Genomic DNA, 23,958 nt, shown 5'->3' with positions numbered 1-23,958 from the left:
GCAACCCGATGGCGGGGGTTGTCAAGAAAAGTTCAGCGCGAGTGATACCTGTGACACCCGCATCGGCTTTTGCTGAGATGTCAGCCCATGACCACCGAACGCATTGCTGACCACATCAAGTTCGCGTACTGGGTGCCCAACGTCAGTGGCGGCCTGGTCACCAGCGACATCGAACAGCGCACCGACTGGAACTACGAGTACAACAAGAAGCTCGCGCAGACCGCGGAGAACAACGGATTCGAGTACGCGCTGAGCCAGGTGCGCTACGAGGCCAGCTACGGCGCCGAGTACCAGCACGAGTCGACGAGCTTTTCGCTCGCGCTGCTGCTGGCCACCGAACGCCTCAAGGTGATCGCCGCGGTGCACCCCGGGCTCTGGCAGCCGGGAGTGCTGGCGAAACTCGGCGCGACCGCCGACCACCTGAGCAACGGTCGCTTCGCGGTCAATGTGGTCAGTGGGTGGTTCAAGGACGAGTTCATCCACCTCGGTGAGCCGTGGCTCGAGCACGACGAGCGTTACCGGCGCAGCGCCGAGTTCCTGCAGGTCCTGCGCAAGATCTGGACCGAGGACAACGTGGACTTCCGCGGCGACTTCTACCGCATCCACGACTTCACCCTCAAGCCCAAGCCCGTCGACGTCCCAGGCCGGCCGCATCCGGAACTGTTCCAGGGCGGCAACTCCACCGCCGCGCGGCGCAACGGCGGTCTCTATGCGGACTGGTACTTCTCCAACGGCAAGGACTTCGACGGGTTCACCGAGCAGGTGGTCGACGTGCGTGAGCATGCCCGCACCGTCAACCGTGAGGTGAAGTTCGGGCTCAACGGCTTCATCATCGCCCGTGACACCGAAAAGGAAGCCAAGGAAGTGCTGCGGGAGATCGTCGCCAAGGCCAACAAGCCCGCCGTGGAAGGCTTCCGCAGTGCGGTGCAGCAGGCAGGCAACTCGACCGGTGACAAGAAGGGGATGTGGGCCGATTCGACGTTCGAGGACCTGGTCCAGTACAACGACGGCTTCCGCACGCAGCTCATCGGCACGCCCGAGCAGATCGCGGAACGCATTGCGGCGTACCGCAAACGCGGTGCGGATCTGATCCTCGGCGGGTTCCTGCACTTCCAGGAGGAAATCGAGTACTTCGGCGCCAAGGTGCTGCCGCTGGTCCGTGAAATCGAGGCGTCCGAACAGAATTCGGCCGACGAACCCGTACTGGTATCAGCTTGAGACCTGCCTGACACCGAGAGCGTGTGCTCCGGGTCCACTTGTGTGCGCTAGCGTGGAGTCTCGATCGCTTACGTGGTCCGTACCAGGTCCGCATCCATGCCTGCGTGGAATGCACGACGCGACGCTCGATCAGCACAGGAGAGGTCATGACCTACCCGCCAAGTAGCCCCGGATATCCGCCCGCGCCGCAATCGGGGTCCCAGTACGGCGCTACCCAGCCGTTCGGCAAGCCGGCCGAAACCGCCCCCGCGGGGGAGAGCAGCCTGCCGCAGATCCTGCTCGGCGTCGCGGCGGCCGCCGGCCTGATCGCCTACTTCGTCAGCTACGGCATCGAGGACGCGCAGTTCGCCGTCGGCGCACCCATCGTGCAGGTGATCGTGGTGGCCGCCCTGGCCGGCGCCCTGCTGGCCGGCGTGAGCCTGCTTCCCAAGCAGAAGAACCACGCGGGTGTCGCCTCGGTGCTCGCGCTGGTCGCGTTCCTGCAGTCGGTGTACCTGGTGATCCTCGCCGGAAGCGATTCCGGTTGGGCGTTCATCACGATCCTGGTGCTCACGCTGATCCAGGCAGGCGCTGCCCTGACGGTGCTGCTGTTCGACTCGGGCATCCTCACCCCGCCGCCGCCGAAGCCGGCCTACGAGCAGCAGCCGCAGTACGGCCAGTACGGGGCCCCGTCGCAGTACTACGGTCAGCAGCCTGGTCAGCAGCCTGGCCAGCAGCCCGGTCAGCACGGACAACAGCCCGGCCAGCAGCAGGGGCAGCCGTCCTACCAGCAGGGGCAGCGCCCCGGTTACCCGTCGCAGTACGGCGGCTACTCGGCAGGCCCGTCCACGGGCGGTTTCCCGACGCCGGGCTCGCAGCCGGGCGGTCAGCAGCACGGTCAGCAGAGCGGCCCGCCGACGCCTCCCACCGGCTTCCCGACATACGGCCAGCCGCAGCAGTCGTCCGGTCCGTCGTCCGCGCCGACGTCGCAGGTCCCGGCTCAGCCGCAGCAGCAACAGCCCGGACAGCAGCCGTCCTCACCGCAATCCGGCCAGTCGTCGTCGTAAGCTGATCCGCGCGTGCTGCGACTTGTGCGCGCGGATCATCGGCGAGGAGCGGCTTAGCTAGTGAACAACGGGCCAGTCGGCACACGCCAGGCACGTGAGCTGCTTCGGGTCGCGTTCGGGCCGTCCGTCGTGGCGTTGGTGATCATCGCCGCTGTCGTCCTGTTGCAGCTGGTCATCGCCAACAGCGACATGACGGGCGCGTTCGGCGCGATCGCCAGCATGTGGCTGGGCGTGCATCAGGTCCCCGTCTCGATCGGTGGCCGCGAGCTGGGCGTCATGCCGTTGCTGCCGGTCCTCGCGATGGTGTGGGGGACCGCGAAGACCACCGCGGCTGCGACAGCCCCGAACTCGTCGTGGTTCGTCACGCGCTGGGTGGTCGCGTCCGCGCTCGGCGGTCCGCTGCTGATCGCGGCGCTGCTGCTCGCCGTGATCCACGACGCGGCCTCGGTGATCACCGAACTGCAGACCCCGAGCGCGCTGCGGGCCTTCGGCGGCGTCCTCGCTGTGCACGCGATCGGCGCGCTCATCGGCGTCAGCACCAAGATCGGGCGGCGCACGCTGGCCGCGTCGCCGCTCCCGAAGTGGTTGCCCGACGCGGTTCGTGCCGCATCCGCGGGTGTGCTCGCGCTGTTCGCGTTGTCCGGAATCGTGACGGCCGGATCGCTCGTCGTGCACTGGGGCACCATGCACGATTTGTTCGCGATCACCGACACGGTGTTCGGGCAGCTCAGCCTCACCGGGCTGTCGGTGCTGTACATCCCCAATGTCATCGTCGGCACCTCGGCGATCGCCGTCGGCTCCAGTGCCCACATCGGGCTCGCGACGTTCAGTTCGTTCACGGTGTTCGGCGGCGACATCCCGGCCGTGCCGGTGCTGGCCGCGGCGCCGACGCCGCCGCTGGGCCCGGTGTGGGTGGCCCTGCTGATCGTCGGCGCGGCCTCGGCCGTCGCGCTCGGCCAGCAGTGTGCGGCGCGGCCGCTCACGCCGTTCGCGGCGCTGGCCAAGCTGATCGTGGCGTCGCTCATCTCGGCGGTGACGATGGCGCTGCTCGGCTACGCGGGCAGCGGCAGGCTCGGGAACTTCGGTCACGTCGGCGTCGACCAGTCCACCTTCGGGCCCGCGGTGTTCCTGTGGTTCGTCGGCATCGGCGGGCTGACGGTCGTGATGAGCGGCGGCATCGTCCGCCGTGTGCGGGTCGCGCCTGCCGCCCCGCCCCCTGCACCCGAGCCCGAACCCGAACCCGTCGTACCGGGCGAGGTACTCGGCGAACCGGCAGAAGCCGACGAACCCGACGACGAGCCGTTCGGGGACGAACCGTACGAGGAGACCCCGGAAGAGCCGCTGGTCTCGTGGCACGCCGACGAACCGCCCGAGCCCGCTGAGACCGACGACGACGCCGGCGCGCCCGTCGCGCCCCGCTCGCCGCGCGACCTGCTCGACGAGGACCCCGAGGACCACTTCTTCGTCGACGAGTTCGGTGACGAAGAAGTGTCCGGCGATAAACCGCGCAATGCAGAGGACTAGGCTGCTGCGAGTGCAGCAACCACTACGAGTGCCTCCGAGTGCACCGGCACGGCTGGTGGTGCTTGCTTCAGGCGCCGGATCGTTGCTCGCGTCGCTACTGGAAGCCGCCACGGGCGAATACCCCGCGCGGGTGGTCGCTGTGGGCACCGACCGCAAATGCGCGGCCCTCGACGTCGCCGCCGCCGCGGACGTGCCTACGTACACGGTGCGCCTCGCAGACCATGCCGATCGCGCGGCCTGGGACGCTGCGCTGACCGCCGCCACCGCCGAGCACCACCCGGATCTGGTGGTCTCCGCCGGGTTCATGAAGATCCTCGGCGCCGAATTCCTCTCCCGTTTCCCGGGTCGCGTGGTCAACACCCATCCGGCCCTGCTGCCCGCGTTCCCCGGCGCCCACGCGGTACGAGAGGCGCTCAACTACGGCGTGCGGGTCACCGGGTGCACGGTGCACCTGGTGGATTCGGGCGTCGACACCGGGCCGATTCTGGCCCAGCAGGTCGTCGAGATCGACGACGATGACACCGAAGAGACTCTGCACGAACGCATCAAGGTCGTCGAACGACGGCTCCTGGTGGACGTGCTGGCAGCGCTGGCGACACGCGGCGTGATCTGGACAGGACGAAAGGCGACCTTCGGATGAGGAGACATCGATGAGCGACAAGAAACCGGTCCGGCGGGCCCTGATCAGTGTCTACGACAAGACCGGTCTCGCCGATCTGGCGCGCGGCCTGCACCAGGCCGGCGTCGCGATCGTCTCCACCGGCTCGACCGCGAAAACCATTGCCGCCGCCGGTGTTCCGGTGACGCCGGTGGAACAGGTCACCGGTTTCCCCGAGGTGCTCGACGGCCGGGTCAAGACGCTGCACCCGCGCGTTCACGCAGGGTTGCTCGCCGACACCCGCAAGCCCGAACATCTCGCGGCGCTCAAGGAACTCGACGTCGAGGCGTTCGAACTGGTGGTGGTGAACCTCTATCCGTTCAGCGAGACCGTGGCCTCCGGGGCGTCGGTGGACGAGTGCGTCGAGCAGATCGACATCGGCGGACCGTCGATGGTGCGCGCTGCGGCCAAGAACCACCCGAGCGTCGCGGTGGTCGTCGACCCGCTGGGCTACGACGGCGTGCTCGCCGCGGTGCGTGCCGGCGGCTTCACGCTCGCCGAGCGAAAGAAGTTGGCATCGGTGGCGTTCCGCCACACCGCCGAGTACGACGTCGCGGTCGCGAGCTGGATGGGCTCGACGCTGTCGCCGGAGGAGGGCTCCGCCGAAGGTGGAGCCGTCGAACCGTCGCTGCCGCAGTGGTTCGCCGGTACGTGGCACCGCGCCGCGGTGCTGCGCTACGGCGAGAACCCGCACCAGAAGGCCGCGGTGTACCGCGACAACGCGGCGTGGCCCGGTCTGGCGCAGGCCGAGCAGTTGCACGGCAAGGAGATGTCCTACAACAACTACACGGATGCCGACGCGGCGTGGCGCGCTGCGTTCGACCACGAGCAGACGTGCGTGGCGATCATCAAGCATGCCAACCCCTGTGGCATCGCGATCTCGTCGACATCGGTGGCCGACGCGCACCGCAAGGCCCACGAGTGCGACCCGCTGAGCGCGTTCGGTGGCGTCATCGCGGCCAACACCGAGGTGAGTGTCGAGATGGCCGAGACCATTTCGGAGATCTTCACCGAGGTGATCATCGCGCCGGCCTACGAACCCGGCGCGGTCGAGGTGCTCGCCCGCAAGAAGAACATCCGCATCCTGGTGGCCTCACAACCGCCCATCGGCGGCACCGAGGTGCGCCAGATCAGTGGCGGTCTGCTCCTGCAGCAGCGCGACGCGCTCGACGCCGACGGTGACGACCCCAACAACTGGACGCTGGCCACCGGTGAACCGGCCGACCCGAAGACGTTGGAGGACCTCGTGTTCGCGTGGCGCGCGTGCCGCGCGGTGAAGTCCAACGCGATCGTCGTCGCGCGCGACGGCGCCACGGTGGGCGTGGGCATGGGCCAGGTGAACCGCGTCGACGCCGCGAAGCTCGCGGTGCAGCGTGGCGGGGACCGTGTGGCCGGTGCCGTCGCCGCGTCCGACGCGTTCTTCCCGTTCCCCGACGGGCTGCAGGTACTCACCGAGGCCGACGTCAAGGCCATCGTGCACCCCGGCGGATCGGTGCGCGACGCCGAGGTGACCGCCGCTGCCGAGCTTGCCGGCATCACGCTCTACCTCACCGGCGCAAGGCATTTCGCGCACTGACCACCGGTCCCTTCTCGTGAGGAAGGTGCAGTCGTGACGACCGCTCCGAAAGCAGCAGCCGTTCTGTTCGCACTCACGCTGCTCACGGCGTCGTGCACCCGGGTGGTCGACGGTCGGTCGGTGGCCGGCCCCGACCTGGCGGGCGGGGCCGCAAGCGGTGCCTCCGCCGCGGAATGCGAAGAGGTCGACGCGCCGCTCACCGACATCGACACCCAGGCGGCCGGGGAGCCGATCCTCCGGATTCCCCAGCCGCAGGGCTGGACCCGCAACACGATGCTCGACTCGGAGTTGATCCGGTTCGCGATGAGCAACCCCGCGCTGGGCACCGAGGAGTTCGCGCCGACGGCGGTGGTGACCCTGGAAACCGCCCGGGGCGAACAGGATCCGGAGTTGGTGTTCGAGAACCAGCGCGAGGCGCTCGAGACGGGCCTGGGCGCGACGAACATCTCGTCCGAAAAGCACACCCTGTGCGGGCTGCCCGCCGAGACCATCCACTACCAGATGCCCCAGATGGGCGGTCTGGAACCACATCCGGCGATCGTCGTCGGCGCGGTGCTGCACACCGAGACCAAGACGTTCGTCGCCGCGGTCACGGTGCAGACCACCGATCCGGACAATCCGGCCTATCAGCGTGACGCCGAGACGATCATCAAGGGTTTCCAGATCCTGCCGCCGGGCGAACGCTGACGCGCCTCACGGTTTGATCGTGGCCTCTTTGTCGATGGCCTTGTTGACGTCGACCAGGGCCCCGAAATCGCGGTAGAGCGAATCGGCGTTGATCTGCAACACGTAGATACCCGACGGGATGTCGACCACCACGGTCTTCTGCGTGATGGCCCTGCGCTTGCCGTCCTTGAGATAGCTTCCGCCGAGTTGCACCGACGGGAACCCGCTGAGATTGCTGCGCGTCACGCCGCCGATGGGTTCCCACTCGGTCAGGTTCTGCAGTTCGTTGGGCGCGAACTCCAGCAGCTTCTCGGGGTCGACATTGCCGTCGAGTTTCGAGATCAGCGAGATCACCGACGGCGGATCGGTGGGCGAGGCGGGATCGTTGACGATCGCCGAATACGCCCACGCCGGGGTGCGCGTTCCCGCGTCTGCCCAACCCGGAGGGGTCGGCATGGTCAACTCGGGCGTGTTGGGATCGCCGCGGTGCACCGGGGTTTCGGAGATCTTGTTGTCCCGGATGTAGTCGGCGATCGTGTAGGCGTGCTCGCCCGGTTTCTTGGGCGTCGTCGTCACGGGTGTCTCGGACGCCGTCTCCGACGTCGTGGCAGCCGCGCCCGCGGAGTCGTTGTCACCGCCGGAGGTGACAGCCAGCGTGATGCCGCCCACCAGCAGCACCACGGCCCCGATCGCCGCGGCGGCGATGATCAGCTTGCGGCGGTCACCTCCTGACTTGCGCGGAGGCGGGCTGTAGGCCGGCGGCGGTGGACCGAAGTTCGACGGCGGAGGCGGTGGCGGTGGGGCGGGCGCCGGGACCGCGACGGGCTGCCTGCCCGACGGATCGTCGTGGCCTGCCCACGACGAGGTGAACACCGGCGGCTGGGAGGCCGTGGGCGCCTGCGGGTTCGATGGCGACAGAGGCGTCGGGGGTGTCGGGGGAGCCGGCAGGGTCTGCGCCTTGAGCGGCGTCGTCGGCGGGGCCGTCTGAACCGGCGGCGTGATCACCGGCGGCGGGGCGGCTGTCACGGGTGCGGCCGACTCGTCGCCCTTGTTGGCCTCGGCGAGCGCCACCGCGAAGTCGTGGCACGTGTCGAACCGGTCCTTGGCGTCCTTGGCCAGCGCCTTGGCCATCACCGAATCGAGCTTGGCCAGTGCGGGTTTGGTGTCGCCCAGTTTCGGCGGCGGCGAGTTCAGATGGTGGCTGATCACCACGGCCGGGTTGCTGTGCGAGAACGGCGGTGCGCCCGTCAACAACCGGTAGGCGGTGGCCGCCAACGAATACTGGTCGGCCCGGCCGTCGAGCGGCTGGCCCATGAGCTGCTCGGGCGAGGTGTAGGACATCGATCCCACCGTGATGTTGGTGGACGTGAGCCCGTTGACATCGTCGGTGCGGCGCGCGATACCGAAGTCGGTGAGCATGATCCGCCGCTTGGTGCCGTGCTTCTCGGTCACCAGGATGTTGGCGGGCTTGACGTCGCGGTGCAGTAGCTGGCGCTGATGCGCGTAATCGAGCGCGTCGCCGACGGCCGTGACGATCTCCACGACGTCGTCGGCCGGCATACCTTTGGGGTACTTGTCGTGCAGCAGACGCGCCGCGTCGTGGCCGTCGACGTAGTCCATCGAGATCCACAGGCGGCCTTCGAACTCCCCGCGGTCGTGCACGCCGACGATGTGCGGATGCCACAGGGTGGCCGCCATGTCGGCCTCGCGGATGAACCGCTGCCGGAACTCGTCGTCGGCGCTGACACTGATCGGGAGGACCTTGAGGGCATCTTCGCGAGGCAACCGCGGATGCTTTGCCAAATACACTTCGCCCATGCCACCGGTGCCCACCAACCGGACGATGGTGAACCCCGCGAAGACCTGACCGCTAGCCAACGGCATGGCCCGCAGACTACCGGTCGGAGGGCACTCGCCACGACTTTGGCGGGGCATGCACGACGACGCGTCTGAGGCGTACCCATGCCTTACTGCCCACATAGTCGTAGCTTGGAGTGGTGAGTCAACCGAAGGATCTGCCCCGCACGGTCGGTGAACTGCGAGCTTCCGGGCACCGCGAACGGGGTGTGAAAGCCGAAATCCGGGAAAACCTGCTGGCCGCGCTGGCCGAGCGCCGCGATGTTTGGCCTGGGATTCTCGGCTTCGAGGACACCGTGATCCCGCAGCTCGAACGGGCCCTGATCGCCGGGCACGACGTGGTGTTGCTGGGCGAGCGCGGTCAGGGCAAGACCAGGCTGCTGCGGGCGCTGACCGGGCTGCTCGACGAGTGGACACCCGTGATCGCGGGTTCCGAACTGGGCGAGCATCCCTACAGCCCCATCACGCCGGAGTCGATCCGCCGTGCGGCCGACTCCGGTGACGACCTGCCCGTCGAGTGGCGTCATCGCAGCGAGCGCTACACCGAGAAACTCGCGACGCCCGACACCAGCGTCGCCGACCTGGTGGGCGACATCGACCCGATCAAGGTCGCCGAAGGGCGCAGCCTGGGTGACCCCGAGACCATCGCCTACGGGCTCATCCCGCGGGCGCACCGCGGCATCGTGGCGGTCAACGAACTTCCCGACCTCGCCGAGCGCATCCAGGTGGCGATGCTCAACGTGATGGAGGAGCGCGACATCCAGGTGCGCGGCTACACGCTGCGGCTGCCGCTCGACGTGCTCGTCGTCGCCAGCGCCAACCCGGAGGACTACACCAACCGCGGGCGCATCATCACCCCGCTCAAGGACCGGTTCGGCGCCGAGATCCGCACGCACTACCCGCTGGAACTCGAGGCCGAGGTGGGCGTCATCCGGCAGGAGGCCGAACTCGCGGCCGAGGTGCCCGAGTACCTGCTCGCCGTGCTCGCCCGGTTCGCGCGCAATCTCCGTGAGTCGAACTCGATCGACCAGCGTTCGGGTGTGTCGGCGCGGTTCGCGATCGCCGCGGCCGAGACCGTCGCGGCCTCGGCGCGGCACCGCGCGGCCATCCTCGGTGAGGACGATCCGGTGGCCCGTGTGGTCGACCTCGGGACCGTGATCGACGTGTTGCGCGGCAAACTCGAATTCGAGACCGGCGAAGAAGGTCGGGAGCAGGCCGTGCTGGAGCATCTGCTGCGCCGCGCCACGGCCGACACCGCGCAGCGCCTGCTGGGCGGTATCGACGTCGGCCCGCTCGTCGCGGCGATCGAGGAAGGCTCCCCGGTGACCACCGGTGAGCGCGTCTCCGCCAAAGACGTTGTGGCGGCGCTGCCGGACCTGCCCGCCATCGACGCCATCGCGCACCGCCTCAACGCGGTGTCGGTGGGCCAGCGTGCCGCCGCGATCGAATTGGCGCTGGAGGCGCTGTATCTGGCGAAACGGATCGACAAGGTGTCCGGGGAGGGCGAGACCGTCTATGGCTGACAACGCCTCGGGTCGGGGGCACGGGCACACCTCGCGGTATTCGCGGTACACCGGTGGCCCCGATCCGCTGGCGCCCCCGATCGATCTGCGCGAGGCGCTCGAGCAGATCGGCCAGAACGTCATGGAGGGCAGCTCACCGCGGCGTGCGCTGTCGGAGTTGATGCGCCGCGGCACGCAGAACATGCGCGGTGCCGACCGGCTCGCGGCCGAGGCCAACCGGCGCCGCCGGGAGCTGTTGCAGCGCAACAACCTCGACGGGACGCTGCAGGAGATCAAGAAGCTGCTCGACGAGGCCGTGCTGGCCGAGCGCAAGGAACTCGCGCGTGCGCTCGACGACGACGCGCGTTTCGGGGAACTGCAACTCGATGCGTTGTCGCCGTCGCCGGCCAAGGCCGTGCAGGAGCTCGCCGAGTACGACTGGCGTTCGCAGGAGGCACGCGAGAAGTACGAGCAGATCAAGGACCTGATGGGCCGCGAGATGCTCGACCAACGTTTCGCAGGCATGAAGCAGGCGCTGGAGAACGCCACCGACGAGGACCGCCAGCGCGTCAACGACATGCTGGATGACCTGAACAATCTGCTGGACAAGCACGCCGCCGGGCAGGATACGCAGCAGGATTTCCAGGACTTCATGGACAAGCACGGCGAGTTCTTTCCGGAGAACCCGCAGAACATCGACGAGCTGCTCGATTCGCTGGCCAAGCGTGCCGCGGCGGCTCAGCGGTTCCGCAACAGCCTCTCGCCGGACCAGCGTGCCGAGCTGGATGCGCTGGCGCAGCAGGCATTCGGATCGCCGTCGCTCATGAACGCGCTGAACCGCCTCGACGCGCACCTTCAGTCCGCGCGGCCCGGTGAGGACTGGAACGGGGCGCAACGGTTCTCCGGCGACGATCCGCTGGGCATGGGGGAGGGCGCGCAGGCGCTCGCCGACATCGCCGAGCTGGAGCAACTGGCCGACGCGTTGTCGCAGAGCTACGCGGGCGCGACCATGGACGACGTCGACCTGGAGGCCCTCGCGCGCCAACTCGGTGACGAGGCCGCCGTCGATGCCCGCACGCTCGCCGAACTGGAGCGTGCCCTGGTGAACCAGGGTTTCTTGGACCGTGGTTCCGACGGGCAGTGGCGGCTGTCGCCCAAGGCCATGCGACAACTCGGGCAGACCGCGTTGCGTGATGTGGCGCAACAGCTTTCCGGGCGCCACGGTGAGCGCGACACGCGCCGCGCCGGGGCGGCCGGCGAGCTGACGGGTGCGACCCGGCCGTGGCAGTTCGGCGACACCGAGCCGTGGAACGTCACCCGCACCGTGACCAATGCCGTTCTGCGGCAGGCCGGTACCGGCCTGGTGGAACGGCCCATCCGGTTCGCGGTCGACGACGTCGAGATCTCCGAGACCGAGACCCGCACGCAGGCGTGTGTGGCGCTGCTGGTCGACACGTCGTTCTCGATGGTGATGGAGAACCGTTGGCTGCCGATGAAGCGCACCGCGCTGGCGCTCAACCATCTGGTGTCCACCAGGTTCCGATCGGATGCGTTGCAGATCATCGCGTTCGGCCGCTACGCCCGCACCGTCAGCGCGGCCGAACTGACCGCGCTGGAAGGCGTCTACGAGCAGGGCACCAACTTGCACCACGCCCTGGCCCTGGCGTCACGGCATCTGCGTCGCCACCCGAACGCGCAGCCCGTGGTGCTGGTGGTCACCGACGGCGAACCGACGGCACACCTGGAGAACTTCCGGATCTCCGAAGACGAAGGCGCACAGGTGTTCTTCGACTATCCGCCGCATCCGCGGACCATCGCCCACACCGTGCGCGGGTTCGACGAGGTCGCCCGCCTCGGCGCACAGGTGACGATCTTCCGGCTCGGCAGCGATCCGGGGTTGGCGCGGTTCATCGACCAGGTGGCCCGCCGCGTGCAGGGCCGTGTGGTGGTGCCCGACCTCGACGGTCTGGGCGCGGCCGTGGTGGGGGACTACCTGAGGTCGCGTCGGCGCTGAGTCTGCGTGCTTCGCTTGGCGCCGAGAGTGACGCAAATGTCGTTCGCGGGTGCTCGTAGCGACAATTTCGTCGCTCTCGACGTCGCAGGGAGCCGATCCGGGCTGCGCTGCGTCCTATATACGTGGACATTCCGTTCGTCGGCAGTGACGCGATAGTGGCCGGGTGGCTCACGCCGTCGCAGCTGCGGCATCGCTATCACGTGCTCTACCGCGGGGTCTACGTCCCAAATGGGCACGCGGTCTCGCTGCGCGACCGCATCATCGGGGCGTCGCTCGCGTGTCCCAGTGCGGTGATCACCGGTATCGCGGCCTCGGCGATGCACGGGGCGAAGTGGGTGGGCCGGATGTCACCGTCGAGATCGTGGCGCCGGTCCGACGACAGGCCGGGCTGACCGTCCGCAGGGAGAGGCTGCACGACGACGAAATCACTCAGATTGCCGGCATTCGCGTCGCGACACCGGCTCGGGCGGCCTTCGACCTCGCCCGCCACCTTCCCCGAGACCAGGCAGTTCCGCGTTTGGACGCGTTGATGAACGCCAGGCCGTTCTCCACCGAGGATGTTGCACTGCTGGCCAAGCGTTACCGCGGCGCACGCGGATTACAACGACTGCGGACAGCGCTTCCGCTTGTGGACGGCGGTGCCGAGTCACCCCGGGAGACGTGGCTGCGGCTGCTCTTCGTCGATGCCGGGTTGCCCTACCCCACAACGCAATACGTGGTGCTCGATGAGAGCGGACGCTATGTCCGCAGGCTCGACATGGTGTGGGAAGAGTTCCGCGTCGGCGCCGAGTACGACGGCGAGCAGCACCTCACCAGCCGCGGGCAGTATGTGCTCGACGTGCAGGTGAGTCGGGTTTTGCAGCGGCTCGGCTGGCACGTCATCCACGTCATCAAGGAGGATTGGCCCACCGAAGTCGTCGCTGAGGCCCGCACCGCGCTGTTGGCCCGGGGGTGGCGTCCACGAAAGTGACGTAACTGTCGCTACGCCACGGGCGAGCGACGTTTACGTCGATTTCGAGGCTAGATCGCACACATGTGGCCCAGCGGGGCGCTGCACAGCCTGTCACCGATGCCGGCAGCGTGGAACGCCGCGGCAGTGTCGGCAGCGCCCTGCCGGAAATGGGCCCAGCCGTCTTGGTGCGCCACGACCACGTGCGGTGAGCCCAGGACCTCTGCGGCCGCGGCGGCGCGTTCGGCGGTGAGGCTCAGCGGACGCCCGTCGAACTTGGCGGGTACCGAAGCGGATCCGGCGAACAACACCGCGCAGTCGATCCCGCCGATGCGCTCGCGGATCTCGCGGACGATCTCGACAGAAGCGTTGTCGCCGCTGAGATAGACCGTCGGGCTGTCCGGGGCGGTGACGACGAATCCGATGACCTCGCAGTTGACGAAGCCCTCCTCGTTGAGTTCTCCGTCGGCGGGGCCGTGCCGCGCAGGCACTGCGGTGATCGCGAGTCCGTCGGGCGACTCCCAAGTTGTCCACGGCGCCAACGGCACTGACGGTGCGCCGAGACGTGTGGCGGCGGTGGCCGTGGTCAGCAGGACCGGTGCGCTCAGCGCGAATGCGCGGCCCGCGACGTCGAGATTGTCCGGATGCAGGTCATGGCTCACCAGTGCGACGTCGACGTCACCGACGGCGGACTCATCGGCGGCAGGCCCGGCGAGCTTCTGCAGATAGCCGTAGTCGGTCGGTGGGTCGAACGTGGGATCGCAGATCAGCCGATGCCCGCCGATGTCGACGACCGTGGTCGGACCGCCGAGAACCGCGACGCCGAATGGCAGTCTTCGGGTGGTCAATGGAGCATGCTCGCAGGTCATCTGTTGATCCTTGCGCAGATTCGTGCCGAAACTGACGCAAATGCCGCTGGACGTCGCGGCGAGCGACATTCTCGTCGACCTCGGCACAAACGAACGCGAGTTAACCCAATCGATGCCTGTCCCTCACCGCACGTTGGGCATTGGGACGCACGGACGCCGCAGGCTGACGCGCATGCCTGACACCGACCGTCTGATCATCTCTCGTCGTACCCTGCTGCGCGCGTCCCTGGCCGGGGCGCTGCTGGTGCCCGCCGCGGCGTGCGGCACGCCGAGCAGCGCGCCGTCGAGCACCGGTCTGATCGCCAACCGGCCGCGGCTGACCCACGGCGTCGCCACCGGAGATCCCCGCCCCGACGGTGCGCTGGTGTGGGCACGTGCGGATGAGCCTGCACGAATGATCGTCGAAACCGCTGCCACCGAATCATTCTCGAATCCGAATCGCATCGAGGGCCCGCAACTGACCCCGGAGTCCGACGGCACCGGGCGCGTGCGCATCACAGGCCTGGAGCCGGGGCAGACCGTGCACTACCGCGTCACCCTGGAAGGCGAGGACGGCGCCACCTCGGAACCGGTGACCGGCGTGTTCAAAACCGTTCCCACACAAGCACAGGACATCACATTTGTGTGGGGCGGTGACGTCGTCGGACAAGGCTGGGGCATCAACAAGCAGGGCGGGATGTCAATCTTCGGTGCGATGGCCGACCGCAACCCGGACTTCTTCATTCACTCCGGTGACGCGATCTATGCCGACGGTCCCGTGCCGGAGACGCAGAAACGAAACGACGGCGGTATGTACGTCAACCTCACCGACCCGGCCAAGGATCATGTGGCGCAGACACTTGCCGACTATCGCGGGAACTACGCCTACAACCTCACCGACCAGCACTACCGGCGCTTCAATGCCACTGTGCCGCAGTTGATCCAGTGGGACGACCACGAGGTGATCAACAACTGGTTCCCGCACGAGTCGCTGGTGGGCCAGGGGCGTGCGGGTTACACGGAAACCGACGTCGACAAACTCGCCGGCTACGCGTACCAGGCGTGGCGCGAATGGCAGCCTGTGGACCCGTCCGAAGCGGTCGACGGCCGCCTGTACCGCAAGGTGTCCTACGGGCCGCTGCTCGACGTGTTCGTGCTCGACATGCGCACCTACAAGAACCCGAACCCGCAGGCGTGGGCCACGTCGGATGACGACGGGATCCTGGGGCGCGAGCAGACGCAGTGGCTCATCAACGGTCTGAAGAACTCGACGGCCGCGTGGAAGATCGTCGCCAACGATCTGCCGATCAGCATCGTGGTCCCGGACAAAGCGACCAACCCCGAGCAGGGGCCCGCGTCGATGGAGGCCGTCGCGCAGGGTGACAACGGGCGTCCGCTGGGACGGGAGATCGCGTTCTCCCGGATCCTGTCCGCGACCAAGGATGTGCGGAACATCGTCTACCTCACCGCCGACGTCCACTACACCGCGGCGATCTCGTATCACCCGGATCGGGCTGCGTTCGGCGACTTCACGCCGTTCTGGGAATTCGTCTCCGGGCCGCTGAACGCCGGAGCGTTCCCGCAAAGCCCACTCGACGGCACGTTCGGGCCTCGCTACGAGTTCGTCCACGCGCCCGAGGTGGAGAACACCTCGCCGGCCGAGGGATTCCAGCACTTCGGTGAGGTGCACATCGACTCTGACACCCGGGTGCTGACGGTCAACCTGCGCGACGCCACCGGAAAGTCGTTGTACAGCACAGACTTGGCTCCGGCATAGCACCGGCGCGGGTATCGGTCAGGTCGAATCGCCTCCGCGGTTCTTGAGCTCAGGACTGTCCTGGACAGAACCTGGTGAGGAACGTGGTTGCTGGGCCCCGCGAGCTGCCAGGCCGGATGACGCCGAAGCGGCCCGCCACGTCCGCTGAATCGGTCCGGACGTAGAGTCCGGCGAAAACTGAGAATCTCTCAGCCTGCTCTCAGGGTGAGCCGCGTATATGCCGTTTGCACCGCTCGGGTGTCGCGGGATCAGCAATTGCACTGAATCGTCGGCCGACTCAATGTGGTGACCATTCAGTGAACGGCAGGGTGATTGCAACGTGATCGGCGCGACGCGCCGGTTCCGGGGCGGCCTGTCGGGTTGTGCGGTGTGTTTCTGCCTGGGTGGTTTGTCCCAGGTGTCGCGGCGACGGGGCAATGGCACGCGGGTACGTGTTCGGGTCGATGGCAACTGCTCTGAGGTGCGGTGAGCAGATGAGTTTCCAGGTCAATGGTGATCGATGGCCCTCCAACTGTCTGTAGGCAAACAGCTGACACCTGATCTCACGTGCGGGTTTCGACAGCCTGGCTTGTCGCGCCCGGGCGACGTCGTAACAAAGTGGCTGCCCACTCACCTTTCGTTAGTGGGCGGTTATCACTGGATGCATGGCAGAAGCTCCTGTGATGGAAGCGCTGACGGATGCGCCTTCGGCTAATTCTCGTCAGGAGTTTCGCTTGCGATGGGGCAAACCGCAGCTTAAAGTTCTCAGGAACTTCTCAGTAGTACGCAAGTACCGCTGAATATCTCTCAGAAACTGGTCACCCGACCTTAGCTAGGGGGCATAGAACAGATGGCAGTTCGTCCGCTCGTCACTACTGGCGCAGCACTGATCAGCGCGGGTGCGCTAGTTGCCGCCACACCGGCTTTGTTCGTCCCGAACGAAGAGGTGAAGATCGCGTCGGTCGCGCCGGCGCCCGGAACTCAGACGATGACGGTTGAGCAGCTCAAGCTGCTGGCCTCGCTGCAGCAGATCTCCGATGCTTTCTTCCAGGGCTTTGGCGGCAAGGTCACCGGAGATCCGGAAAACCCGAACAACTGCGCGGAAGATGACGACGCGGTATGCCCGGCGGGATTCGTCGGCGTCCCGTACCTGCTGATCGATGAGGCCCTCGGACCCAACGTCCTGGTCGACAACTACTTCTTCGAGACGGGGTTCATCGGCACCGCCCAGTACATCCTCGGCGATGCCGGTGTCCCAGAGGAAGTTCTGGCTCTGATCTTCGACCCGGTAGGGACAATTCAGGCGCTCGTCGTCGGGGGCGTGAACACGGCGTTCCCCGATACGTTCGTCGCGGGCATCACCACTGCCTTCTTGGCGGAGTACGGCGGCAACGCAGGCTTCGTCGGTGCCATCAACTATGTCGTCGATGCGATCATCCAGGGAACCGTGACTCCGACGCCGGGCGGTGTCGTGGAAGACGACGAGGACCAGGAAGACGAAGGGGACCAGGAACAGGAGAACCAGAGCTTCCTGAAATCCAGCACGAAGCAGGACACTACGGGTGACACCGGCGGGCTCGTTGGGGGACTCCTCGGTGGCCTGACGGTTTTCGGCAAGAGCGCCTCAGCGCTGTCCCAGACTCTCGATACCGACCCGTCCTCTACGAGTACCGGTACCGGCACCCTCATCGACATCGACAGTGCAAAGCCGGATTCCGGAAAGTTGGAGAACAGCACGACGCTGGAAAAGGTCGAGGTCGTCAAGGGTGGCGAGGTCGGCCTGGATAGCTCGGGCGACATTACCGAGTCGGTTGGACATACCGGTGACACCACGGGTGGCGTGACTGATCCTGAGGGTGGCGAGGACGAGACCGGCGGCAGCGCGGCCAAGTCGAACACCAAGCCAGAAGCGGTCACCAAGGACGGCAACAAGTTCACGCCGGGCGTGATCCTGTCGCCCGGCGGCCGCAAGTCGTCATCCGCCAACGGTTGGGAGAAGCTGGAGCAGGACGTCAAGAAGGGCATCAACACCCTTGGCAAGATCTTCAACAAGGGTAAGACGTCAAAGCCCGCTACCAGCTCCACCACCGACAACGCCGGCGAAGGCGGCGAAGGTGGCGGAGACGAGTAAGTAATACCTCCGCATCACAACGGCCCCCTCCAAAAAGGAGGGGGCCGTTGTGTTTTCGCGTTGTCAAAGACATCCCAATCCCGTTGCTGAAAAGTGGCTCAGCGACGGCATTGGCAGAGTTATGTTCCTAGGTGACCGCAGGGATCATCCATGGTCAGGTCCAGATCGGCCGATGAGAGGAGCCGAGGATGTCGACCGAGCCGCCACCGACGTGGGACCAACGGCAGCCGTGGGACCAGACCCAATACCCGCCTCCGGCGCCACAGCAGTGGGGGCAGCCGCAGTATGGTGCCGGCCCGCCGGCGACGGGAAAACAACCACCTCGTAAGGCCTGGTTCGTGATCGGAGCCGCGCTGATCGTGGCAGGGCTCGTCGCCATCAGTTTCGGCGGCTATTCGATGGCCAAGGTGTTGCAAGCATCGCCCGGCGCGAACGACACCTTTGAGAACAACGGCGCCACCACCGTCGATCTTCAACCTGGCGAACACCGGATGATCTACATCTTCGCCGGGGAGGACGGCCTGGAGCCACACGACATCGACTGCGTCGTCACAAGCGTCGACACCGAAGCCACCCCCGAGATCACGCCCGTCGGTCCGGACGTCACCGTCAATCAGTGGCAGGCTGTGTTCACCTTCACCACCGACCGCCCTGGTTCACACGAAGTCACTTGTACCGGCATGGAATCCGACAGGTTCGGTGTCGGCGGGGAAGTGAGCATGGGCACATTCGGTGGTGCCTTCGTCGCGATCATCGCCGGTATCCTCGCGGCCGGCCTCGGGCTGATCACGCTGATCATCGTCGGCCTGCTGCGGTATCGTCGGCGAGGGCACCAACCTGGTTGGCAGTGAGTCGAGAAGTGCTCACCGATAACCAATCTGGGTGTGGCAGGAGCCATTCGGTGGGCTCGGTTTGAGGGTCTCAGTTCTCGTGAGGCTTGCGGCGATGCTTGCGCTTGACGCTGACGGTGCCGCCGACCGAGAAACCGCGGATGTGGACACGCGGTGCGCCGGGCACACCTTCACCGTGAACGTGGCGGTCGAAGTTGCCCATGATGCCGATGCCATGACAGTCGACGTTGACCTCGGGCGGCACCAGGATGGTCTGCCCACCGAAGATCGAGTAACAGCGGATGTCGACGTCGGCCGACGTGAAATCGGCGTACCGCAGATCGATCACTCCGCCGCCGAAAAGAGCAAACGTTGTCAACTTCTTCGGCACGTTCCAGCGGCCACGGCGCTCGAAGCCGCTCATCAGACCCAGCAGCGTGGTCGACGGCGCGGGCCGGCAGCCGGCGTTGAGGTAGGTGGCGGCCCCGGCCAGGTCGGAGCTGAGGCGGGCTAGTTCGTTACGGGTCTCGGCGGTGTAGGCCTTTGCCAGGCGGTCCTCGTACTCGTCCATCGGGAGGCGGCCCGACGCGGCGGCATCAGTGAGCTGCTGCGCCACCTGAATGCGATCGGTGTCGGCAGCGCGCATCGACCCGTTTTGCGGCGCTGAGGTGCTCATCAGTGTTGAGCCTACGACTATCCGCCATACATGCAAGAGCCTATGTAAAAGTGTGCCTTTTCGATCTGAGAGCGAATCCGGTAGGCGGCCAAAGTTTATGTACCTGAAGCCAGGTATTGCTGGAAAGTTACCGTTCCGACCGCGTTATCCGGGGTCAGATGCGCTCCAGACCTGTAACCCGCAGCGATGCGGCCGGGCGGCGTGAATCTGACCACGCGACGCCTGCTGCTGTGTGCTGCGAGATACATCTGTGCCAAATCCGGGTGTTCGACGACCTCCGGTCCACCCATGTCGGTGACCCGTCCGCCAGGCTCTTGATCGATTAACTCGACGAGGCGTGACGCGACGTCGCGCGTGTCGATCGGCTGGAACCGCACGTCCCGCAGCGCCACCAAAACCGGCGAGAAGCGTTGTATGTCGAATATCTTTTTTATTAGCTCGTGGAACTGTGTGGCGCGCTGAATGGTGTGCGGGACGCCCGAGTCGGCCAGCAGTTGTTCCACTCGCAACTTGGTGCGGTAGTAGGGCAACGGGATCTTGTCGATGCCGACGATCGAGACATAGATGAGATGCCCGACGTTGTTGCGCCGGACGGCGTTGGTGAGGTTCCGCGCAGCAACGATGTCTTTGTCGCCGGTCGGCTGGGTGGCGCAGTGCACCACCGTGTCGATCCCGTCGAGGGCGGCGTCCAACGTCCCCGCATCTGACAGGTCGCCCTGCTGCCAGTGGACCCCGGTGTAGCCGACGCGTGGGCGCCGGCTGAGCGCTCTGACCGCGTGACCCGCTTGCGTCGCCTCCGGAACCACATGGTGGCCCAGAGTGCCGGTCGCTCCGGTGACGAGCACGCTGCGAGGCATAGGCGACACGCTACCGACGCGTGCGGAGGCTGTCAGGTGGTCGGGAGCGGGCCTACCGCGGGGGCGCCTCCCCAGGAGCTGCCAGCGACGTCAGTTCCGTACCGTCTCCTGACGAGCGGATCAGTGTGTCGCCGACGCGCCACACTCTCTCGTCTGCGCCGGAGGAGGGCATCTTCCACAGGCGTTCGCAGGTGTTCTTGTCGTAGGCGCTGAGCAGCACCTGCGAGTTGGGCATGTTTGGCGCGAACAGCATCGTTGTGTAGTTGAACCCGATGAAGTTCTGCATCGCGAAGTCGCAAACGGGCCCTGTCTTGCCTGAGGGGAGGTCGTACTGCTGCCACTCCGGAAACGCCTGGCTTCCGGATGCATTGACGTAAAGCGTGGAGTCCACGATGTACAGCGCGCCTCGCGGAATGTTGAACAGCCGACGACCGTCGACCGAGAAAACGGAGTACTCCCCGTCCGAGGTGACGATGGGCAGCCCCGGCGTGCCGTCCGGCAATGAACCGTCTCGAACGGAATCGCCGACCCTATTACCCGTGCTGTCGAAGAACTGCACGCCCAGGTCGTCGTCATTCCTGTCGACGTGAGCGGCGAAACCGCCGGGATACACCAGGGTTTTCTCGAGCCGGTCGCTCTCCGTCGATCCGTCGTGGAGCACCTTGCCGTCCTTGACCGAGAACACAGTCGTGCTCCATAGACGAGGATTGCGATGTCCCTGTGTGGTTATCTCTTGCGGTGGAAGTCCGAACTGCGTGAGATCGTTCACCTGGATCGATCCGTCACCGGGCACAAACCATGTCGTCTCGGCCCTCGGTCCGATGCCGTACACGCCTTGGTCCTGTGTTCTGGCCACGGCGTACATGCCGACTTGGTGGACTTCGAGTCTGCCCATGCCAGTGCGGAGATCGGTGGCACCTTCGAACGTCACGGCGCCGGTTCGAGAATCCACCACCGAGGCAGTGACTGAGGAATCATCATGCTCCCGGAGGCACAGCACCTGCTCACCTCCATTGAGGAAGCATTTCGGTGACCGAACTCCTGAACCCAGGCTGACGGCAGGGAACAAGCTGTCGCCGGTCAGGGTGTCCACGGCGATCAGCCACCAAACAGGCTCAGGCGCAGCAGAAGTTGTCGCGATGAAGTAGGCGTTCTTATCGATGGCGCCGACGAACGGCCGGGTGCCCCTCCGGATGTCAATCGATGCTAGGTGAGCTGTCGGGTCTGTGAGCCCCCATCGTGGCGAGGTGCTCCGCCACCCAGTGACAGGCGTCTCGTGCATGGGTGAGGACAGAAAGGCGCCGGACGCCGGTTCCCATTGCGGCATGGTTGTGCTCAGGCGATGGCCGCGCTGTGACCAAATGCCTACTGCGACAAGAATGGTGAGAACAGTGCCAACGACGATCGCAATACGTATGCGCTTCCTGTGTGGATGGGCCGCTGGCCTCTCATGCGGGGCAGGTCTCAACTGACGGTGTAATCGCCGTAGTCGTCGAGTAGCCCTGGTGCCTTTCCCGTCAAGTTCATGGAACCCCCTCCTGGTGAAGGGAGCTTATCGCGCACCAGCGGGCGGCTCCTTCGCGCGAGACACGACCGTGATGCGACCTATCGATGTGTCCGCGGGGCCGGCTCCTTCTGTCGCCGGCCGCACGTGGAACGTGCCTATCAGGCCGCGGCTTTGTCGTCGGAGGCTTCGCTATCGGCGCCGCCGGACTTCTTGTCCGAGTCCTTCGACGCTGAGGCCTTGGCCTTCGCCTTGGCTTTCGCGTCCTTGGCCGCCTTCTCCAGGTTCTTCACGGCGTCGGTGACACCGGCGTTGACCTTCTCGACGGTCTCCTGCACCGACTTCTTCACCGGGTTGTTCGCGTCCAGGGCATGCTTGCCCGGTGTGGCCTTGAACGACTCGGTGACCTTTTTGAGCCCCCGAGGCTGCTTCTTGGCGTCCTTCTTCTCGGAGTCCTTCTGCGAATCCTGTTCACCGACGGGCTCTTCGGCCTTCTCGGCGACAGGCTCGATGTCTTCCTTGGTAACCGTGATGGTGCGGAGTTCGGCGTCATCGGACGAGAAGTTGGTGATCGACGGGGCGGAGCGCTGGTTCAGGTTGAGCGGGCTGCCTTCGGTCGGCTTCGGTTCGGTCACCTTGAACCGAGAATCGAGGGCCTTGGTGACCTGCTCATCGATGTCATCGAGCACCTTGGTGACCGGAGCGAGGCCGGTTCGGACCGCGGTGAAGGCAGGATTGGCGGCATCCTGGAAGCCCTCCAAGGCATCTCGGAGCGCAGCCATGAGCGCAACCGAGGCCGCATTCTGGACGATCGGCTGGAAATCGATACCCGGGACGGAAATTGAGGGAGTCCAAGCCGCCGGATTCAGTGCGTGCTCTTGGATGCCGTCGACGAGCGCATTGAAGATCTTCTGCTGCGCGGCAAGCTGCTGCGTGGGGGTCAACGGGTTGTCGTAGAAGTAGGCCTGCTGATCGGCCATGTCGAAGCCACGCTCAAGCGTGTCGGGATCCACATCCTGGTACCCCATGTTGACCATCATTCGAAGGGCATCTTCGATGCTGTCGGTCAACGGTGTCGGGATGTTCGTCCCCGGAATGAGATTGAGCAGATGCGGCATCACCCGGAACGGCTCAAGCAGCGGGAGATTGCCTGAGTCATAGGTGATGTAGGTGCCGGTGCCGGGGAACTTGGTGGCGCCGGAGACGTCATCCAGTACGTCCGCCAACTTTCGGCCGAGCAGCGGCAATTTGCTGATCGCGGTGACGAGTTCCGTCCAGCCCGGGACCATATCGAGTCCCTGGCCACCCGTCGGGTCGATCATCACTTTCGCGCCGTCGAGCACCCCTACGAGGAGGAGGGGTGCCACGTGGTTGAGGATGTTGTTGCCTTCGTTCGGCAACAGGTACGTCAGGAAAACTGCGCCGGTCGCGGCATTCGCCCACGCTAACGGATTCGCCGTTGTTGGTGCATCGGACAGGATGTTGTAAGCCCACGTGACGTCCAAGATCGACGTGTTGAGGACTTTGGTGATCTTGCCGTTGTTTTCGTCTTCGTTGGTGTAGCTACCCGCTGGCGGCGTTGACAAACTAAGACCGAACTGATTGGTGAAGGGTGTTGCGAGAGCGAATAATCCACCACCGGGTCGGCTCGGGTTGTTGAAGAAGATCAGCCATTGACCGGTGACCCCCTCTTCCCAGTCTGCGGCGTTGGACCGCACCGCGTTGATCATGTCGCGGTACGCCAAAGAGGTAGTCACCCCGCCGAGGCTCTCAGAAAAGACCACAGCACGGCGTTGATTCAGGATGGGTGCGGCCTTGATGATCTTCTCGACCAGGCCGTCGATCGCATTCCAGACCGTATTGCCCACTAGCGGAATCGATCTGATCGGATCCCCGAGCATGTCGATTACGCCGTTGGTCGAGTAATCGAGTCCATTGACTGCGTCGTACACGTCGCCAGGCAGTGGGCCCTTGATCCCAGCCTCGATCGGTGAAAGAAGCTCGAGCAGATCCAGCAGATCTGTCACCGCACCTGCGACTTCGCTACCACCAAGCAATCCAGCGGCCGCTTGGATCACCCCTGTCGGGGTAAGCCCCAGAAGGTCGGCGGCCCAGAAAATCGGGCCGACGCCGTAGATCCCGACGATGTCGGGGACGGCAGGGATGTTGGGCAACGCCGCCAGCGCCACCTCGGCCTCGACAGTGCGCTTCTGCGCCAACAACGCCTCCGGGGCTGCCGACCCGACGCCGGCCGTGAGCGCGGCGGTGGTGGCGACGACGGCGGTGGTGACCGCGGCAGCCTTGGCCTTCTGGAGACGAGGAGGGGTTGGCCGTGTCATGAAGCGC

The 23,958-nt window shown here is 66.0% G+C and carries 17 protein-coding genes and 1 pseudogene; 12 read left to right on the top strand and 6 right to left on the bottom strand.

Annotation, left to right across the window (positions count from 1 at the left end):
- The first annotated feature begins 87 nt into the window (after nt 1-87).
- The 6 genes from sfnG (at nt 88) to AT701_RS26945 (ending at nt 6,709) form a co-directional block, all read left to right on the top strand.
- Nucleotides 88-1,218, top strand: coding sequence for a dimethylsulfone monooxygenase SfnG (gene sfnG, locus AT701_RS26970; RefSeq protein ID WP_011730592.1), 1,131 nt, complete (start codon nt 88-90; stop codon nt 1,216-1,218).
- A gap of 146 nt (nt 1,219-1,364) precedes the next feature.
- Entirely contained in the window at nt 1,365-2,264 is a 900-nt protein-coding gene (locus AT701_RS26965) for a DUF5336 domain-containing protein (protein WP_011730591.1), read from the top strand.
- Between the two features lie 60 nt (nt 2,265-2,324).
- Nucleotides 2,325-3,788 carry a cell division protein PerM gene (locus AT701_RS26960; protein ID WP_011730590.1) on the top strand — a complete coding sequence of 488 codons (1,464 nt, stop codon included), beginning with the start codon at nt 2,325-2,327 and terminating at the stop codon, nt 3,786-3,788.
- 10 nt (nt 3,789-3,798) lie between these two features.
- Nucleotides 3,799-4,428 (top strand): phosphoribosylglycinamide formyltransferase, encoded by a 630-nt coding sequence (purN, locus tag AT701_RS26955; protein WP_014878360.1) that lies wholly within the window; start codon nt 3,799-3,801, stop codon nt 4,426-4,428.
- 10 nt (nt 4,429-4,438) lie between these two features.
- On the top strand, nt 4,439-6,022 hold the full coding sequence (purH, locus tag AT701_RS26950; RefSeq protein ID WP_011730588.1) for a bifunctional phosphoribosylaminoimidazolecarboxamide formyltransferase/IMP cyclohydrolase: 1,584 nt from the start codon (nt 4,439-4,441) through the stop codon (nt 6,020-6,022).
- Between the two features lie 33 nt (nt 6,023-6,055).
- Nucleotides 6,056-6,709: an LpqN/LpqT family lipoprotein gene (locus AT701_RS26945; RefSeq protein WP_011730587.1), complete on the top strand. Its 654-nt coding sequence runs from the start codon at nt 6,056-6,058 to the stop codon at nt 6,707-6,709.
- A gap of 6 nt (nt 6,710-6,715) precedes the next feature.
- On the opposite strand, the gene AT701_RS26940 is transcribed toward AT701_RS26945, so the two are convergent.
- Entirely contained in the window at nt 6,716-8,572 is a 1,857-nt protein-coding gene (locus tag AT701_RS26940; RefSeq protein WP_011730586.1) for an LpqN/LpqT family lipoprotein, read from the bottom strand.
- A gap of 113 nt (nt 8,573-8,685) precedes the next feature.
- Between AT701_RS26940 and AT701_RS26935 the strand changes: the two genes are divergently transcribed.
- From AT701_RS26935 to AT701_RS26920, 3 genes and pseudogenes are all read left to right on the top strand, one after another.
- On the top strand, nt 8,686-10,068 hold the full coding sequence (locus tag AT701_RS26935; RefSeq protein WP_014878358.1) for a sigma 54-interacting transcriptional regulator: 1,383 nt from the start codon (nt 8,686-8,688) through the stop codon (nt 10,066-10,068).
- Nucleotides 10,061-12,061: a vWA domain-containing protein gene (locus tag AT701_RS26930; protein ID WP_011730584.1), complete on the top strand. Its 2,001-nt coding sequence runs from the start codon at nt 10,061-10,063 to the stop codon at nt 12,059-12,061. The genes AT701_RS26935 and AT701_RS26930 overlap by 8 nt, the downstream gene beginning before the upstream one ends.
- 122 nt (nt 12,062-12,183) lie before the next feature.
- Nucleotides 12,184-13,031: pseudogene (locus AT701_RS26920) on the top strand (type IV toxin-antitoxin system AbiEi family antitoxin).
- A 50-nt stretch (nt 13,032-13,081) separates the two neighbouring features.
- Here the strand turns inward: AT701_RS26920 and AT701_RS26915 are convergent.
- Nucleotides 13,082-13,858, bottom strand: a complete 777-nt coding sequence (locus AT701_RS26915) for an MBL fold metallo-hydrolase (RefSeq protein WP_029104409.1) — start codon at nt 13,856-13,858, stop codon at nt 13,082-13,084.
- Nucleotides 13,859-14,051: 193 nt separating this feature from the next.
- Here AT701_RS26915 and AT701_RS26910 point away from each other — a divergent pair, with 193 nt between their 5' ends.
- From AT701_RS26910 to AT701_RS26900, 3 genes are all read left to right on the top strand, one after another.
- Complete coding sequence (locus AT701_RS26910; protein ID WP_011730582.1) at nt 14,052-15,635, top strand: alkaline phosphatase D family protein; 1,584 nt, start codon at nt 14,052-14,054, stop codon at nt 15,633-15,635.
- A gap of 829 nt (nt 15,636-16,464) precedes the next feature.
- Nucleotides 16,465-17,745: a hypothetical protein gene (locus tag AT701_RS26905; protein WP_081319594.1), complete on the top strand. Its 1,281-nt coding sequence runs from the start codon at nt 16,465-16,467 to the stop codon at nt 17,743-17,745.
- 188 nt (nt 17,746-17,933) lie between these two features.
- A complete protein-coding gene (locus tag AT701_RS26900) occupies nt 17,934-18,596 on the top strand; it encodes a hypothetical protein (protein WP_223495792.1) in 663 nt (220 codons plus the stop codon).
- Between the two features lie 70 nt (nt 18,597-18,666).
- Here the strand turns inward: AT701_RS26900 and AT701_RS26895 are convergent, their stop codons facing one another.
- From AT701_RS26895 to AT701_RS26880, 4 genes are all read right to left on the bottom strand, one after another.
- A complete protein-coding gene (locus AT701_RS26895) occupies nt 18,667-19,251 on the bottom strand; it encodes a DUF1707 SHOCT-like domain-containing protein (protein ID WP_003896902.1) in 585 nt (194 codons plus the stop codon).
- 95 nt (nt 19,252-19,346) lie between these two features.
- On the bottom strand, nt 19,347-20,108 hold the full coding sequence (locus AT701_RS26890; RefSeq protein WP_058126948.1) for an SDR family oxidoreductase: 762 nt from the start codon (nt 20,106-20,108) through the stop codon (nt 19,347-19,349).
- Between the two features lie 52 nt (nt 20,109-20,160).
- A complete protein-coding gene (locus AT701_RS26885) occupies nt 20,161-21,390 on the bottom strand; it encodes a 9-bladed beta-propeller domain-containing protein (RefSeq protein WP_494400766.1) in 1,230 nt (409 codons plus the stop codon).
- Nucleotides 21,391-21,773: 383 nt separating this feature from the next.
- Nucleotides 21,774-23,951 carry an alpha/beta hydrolase family protein gene (locus tag AT701_RS26880; protein WP_058126946.1) on the bottom strand — a complete coding sequence of 726 codons (2,178 nt, stop codon included), beginning with the start codon at nt 23,949-23,951 and terminating at the stop codon, nt 21,774-21,776.
- Between the last annotated feature and the right edge of the window lie 7 nt (nt 23,952-23,958).

The organism is Mycolicibacterium smegmatis (assembly GCF_001457595.1).
Lineage (GTDB): Bacteria > Actinomycetota > Actinomycetes > Mycobacteriales > Mycobacteriaceae > Mycobacterium > Mycobacterium smegmatis.
This window is presented reverse-complemented; position numbering and strand designations above follow the sequence as displayed.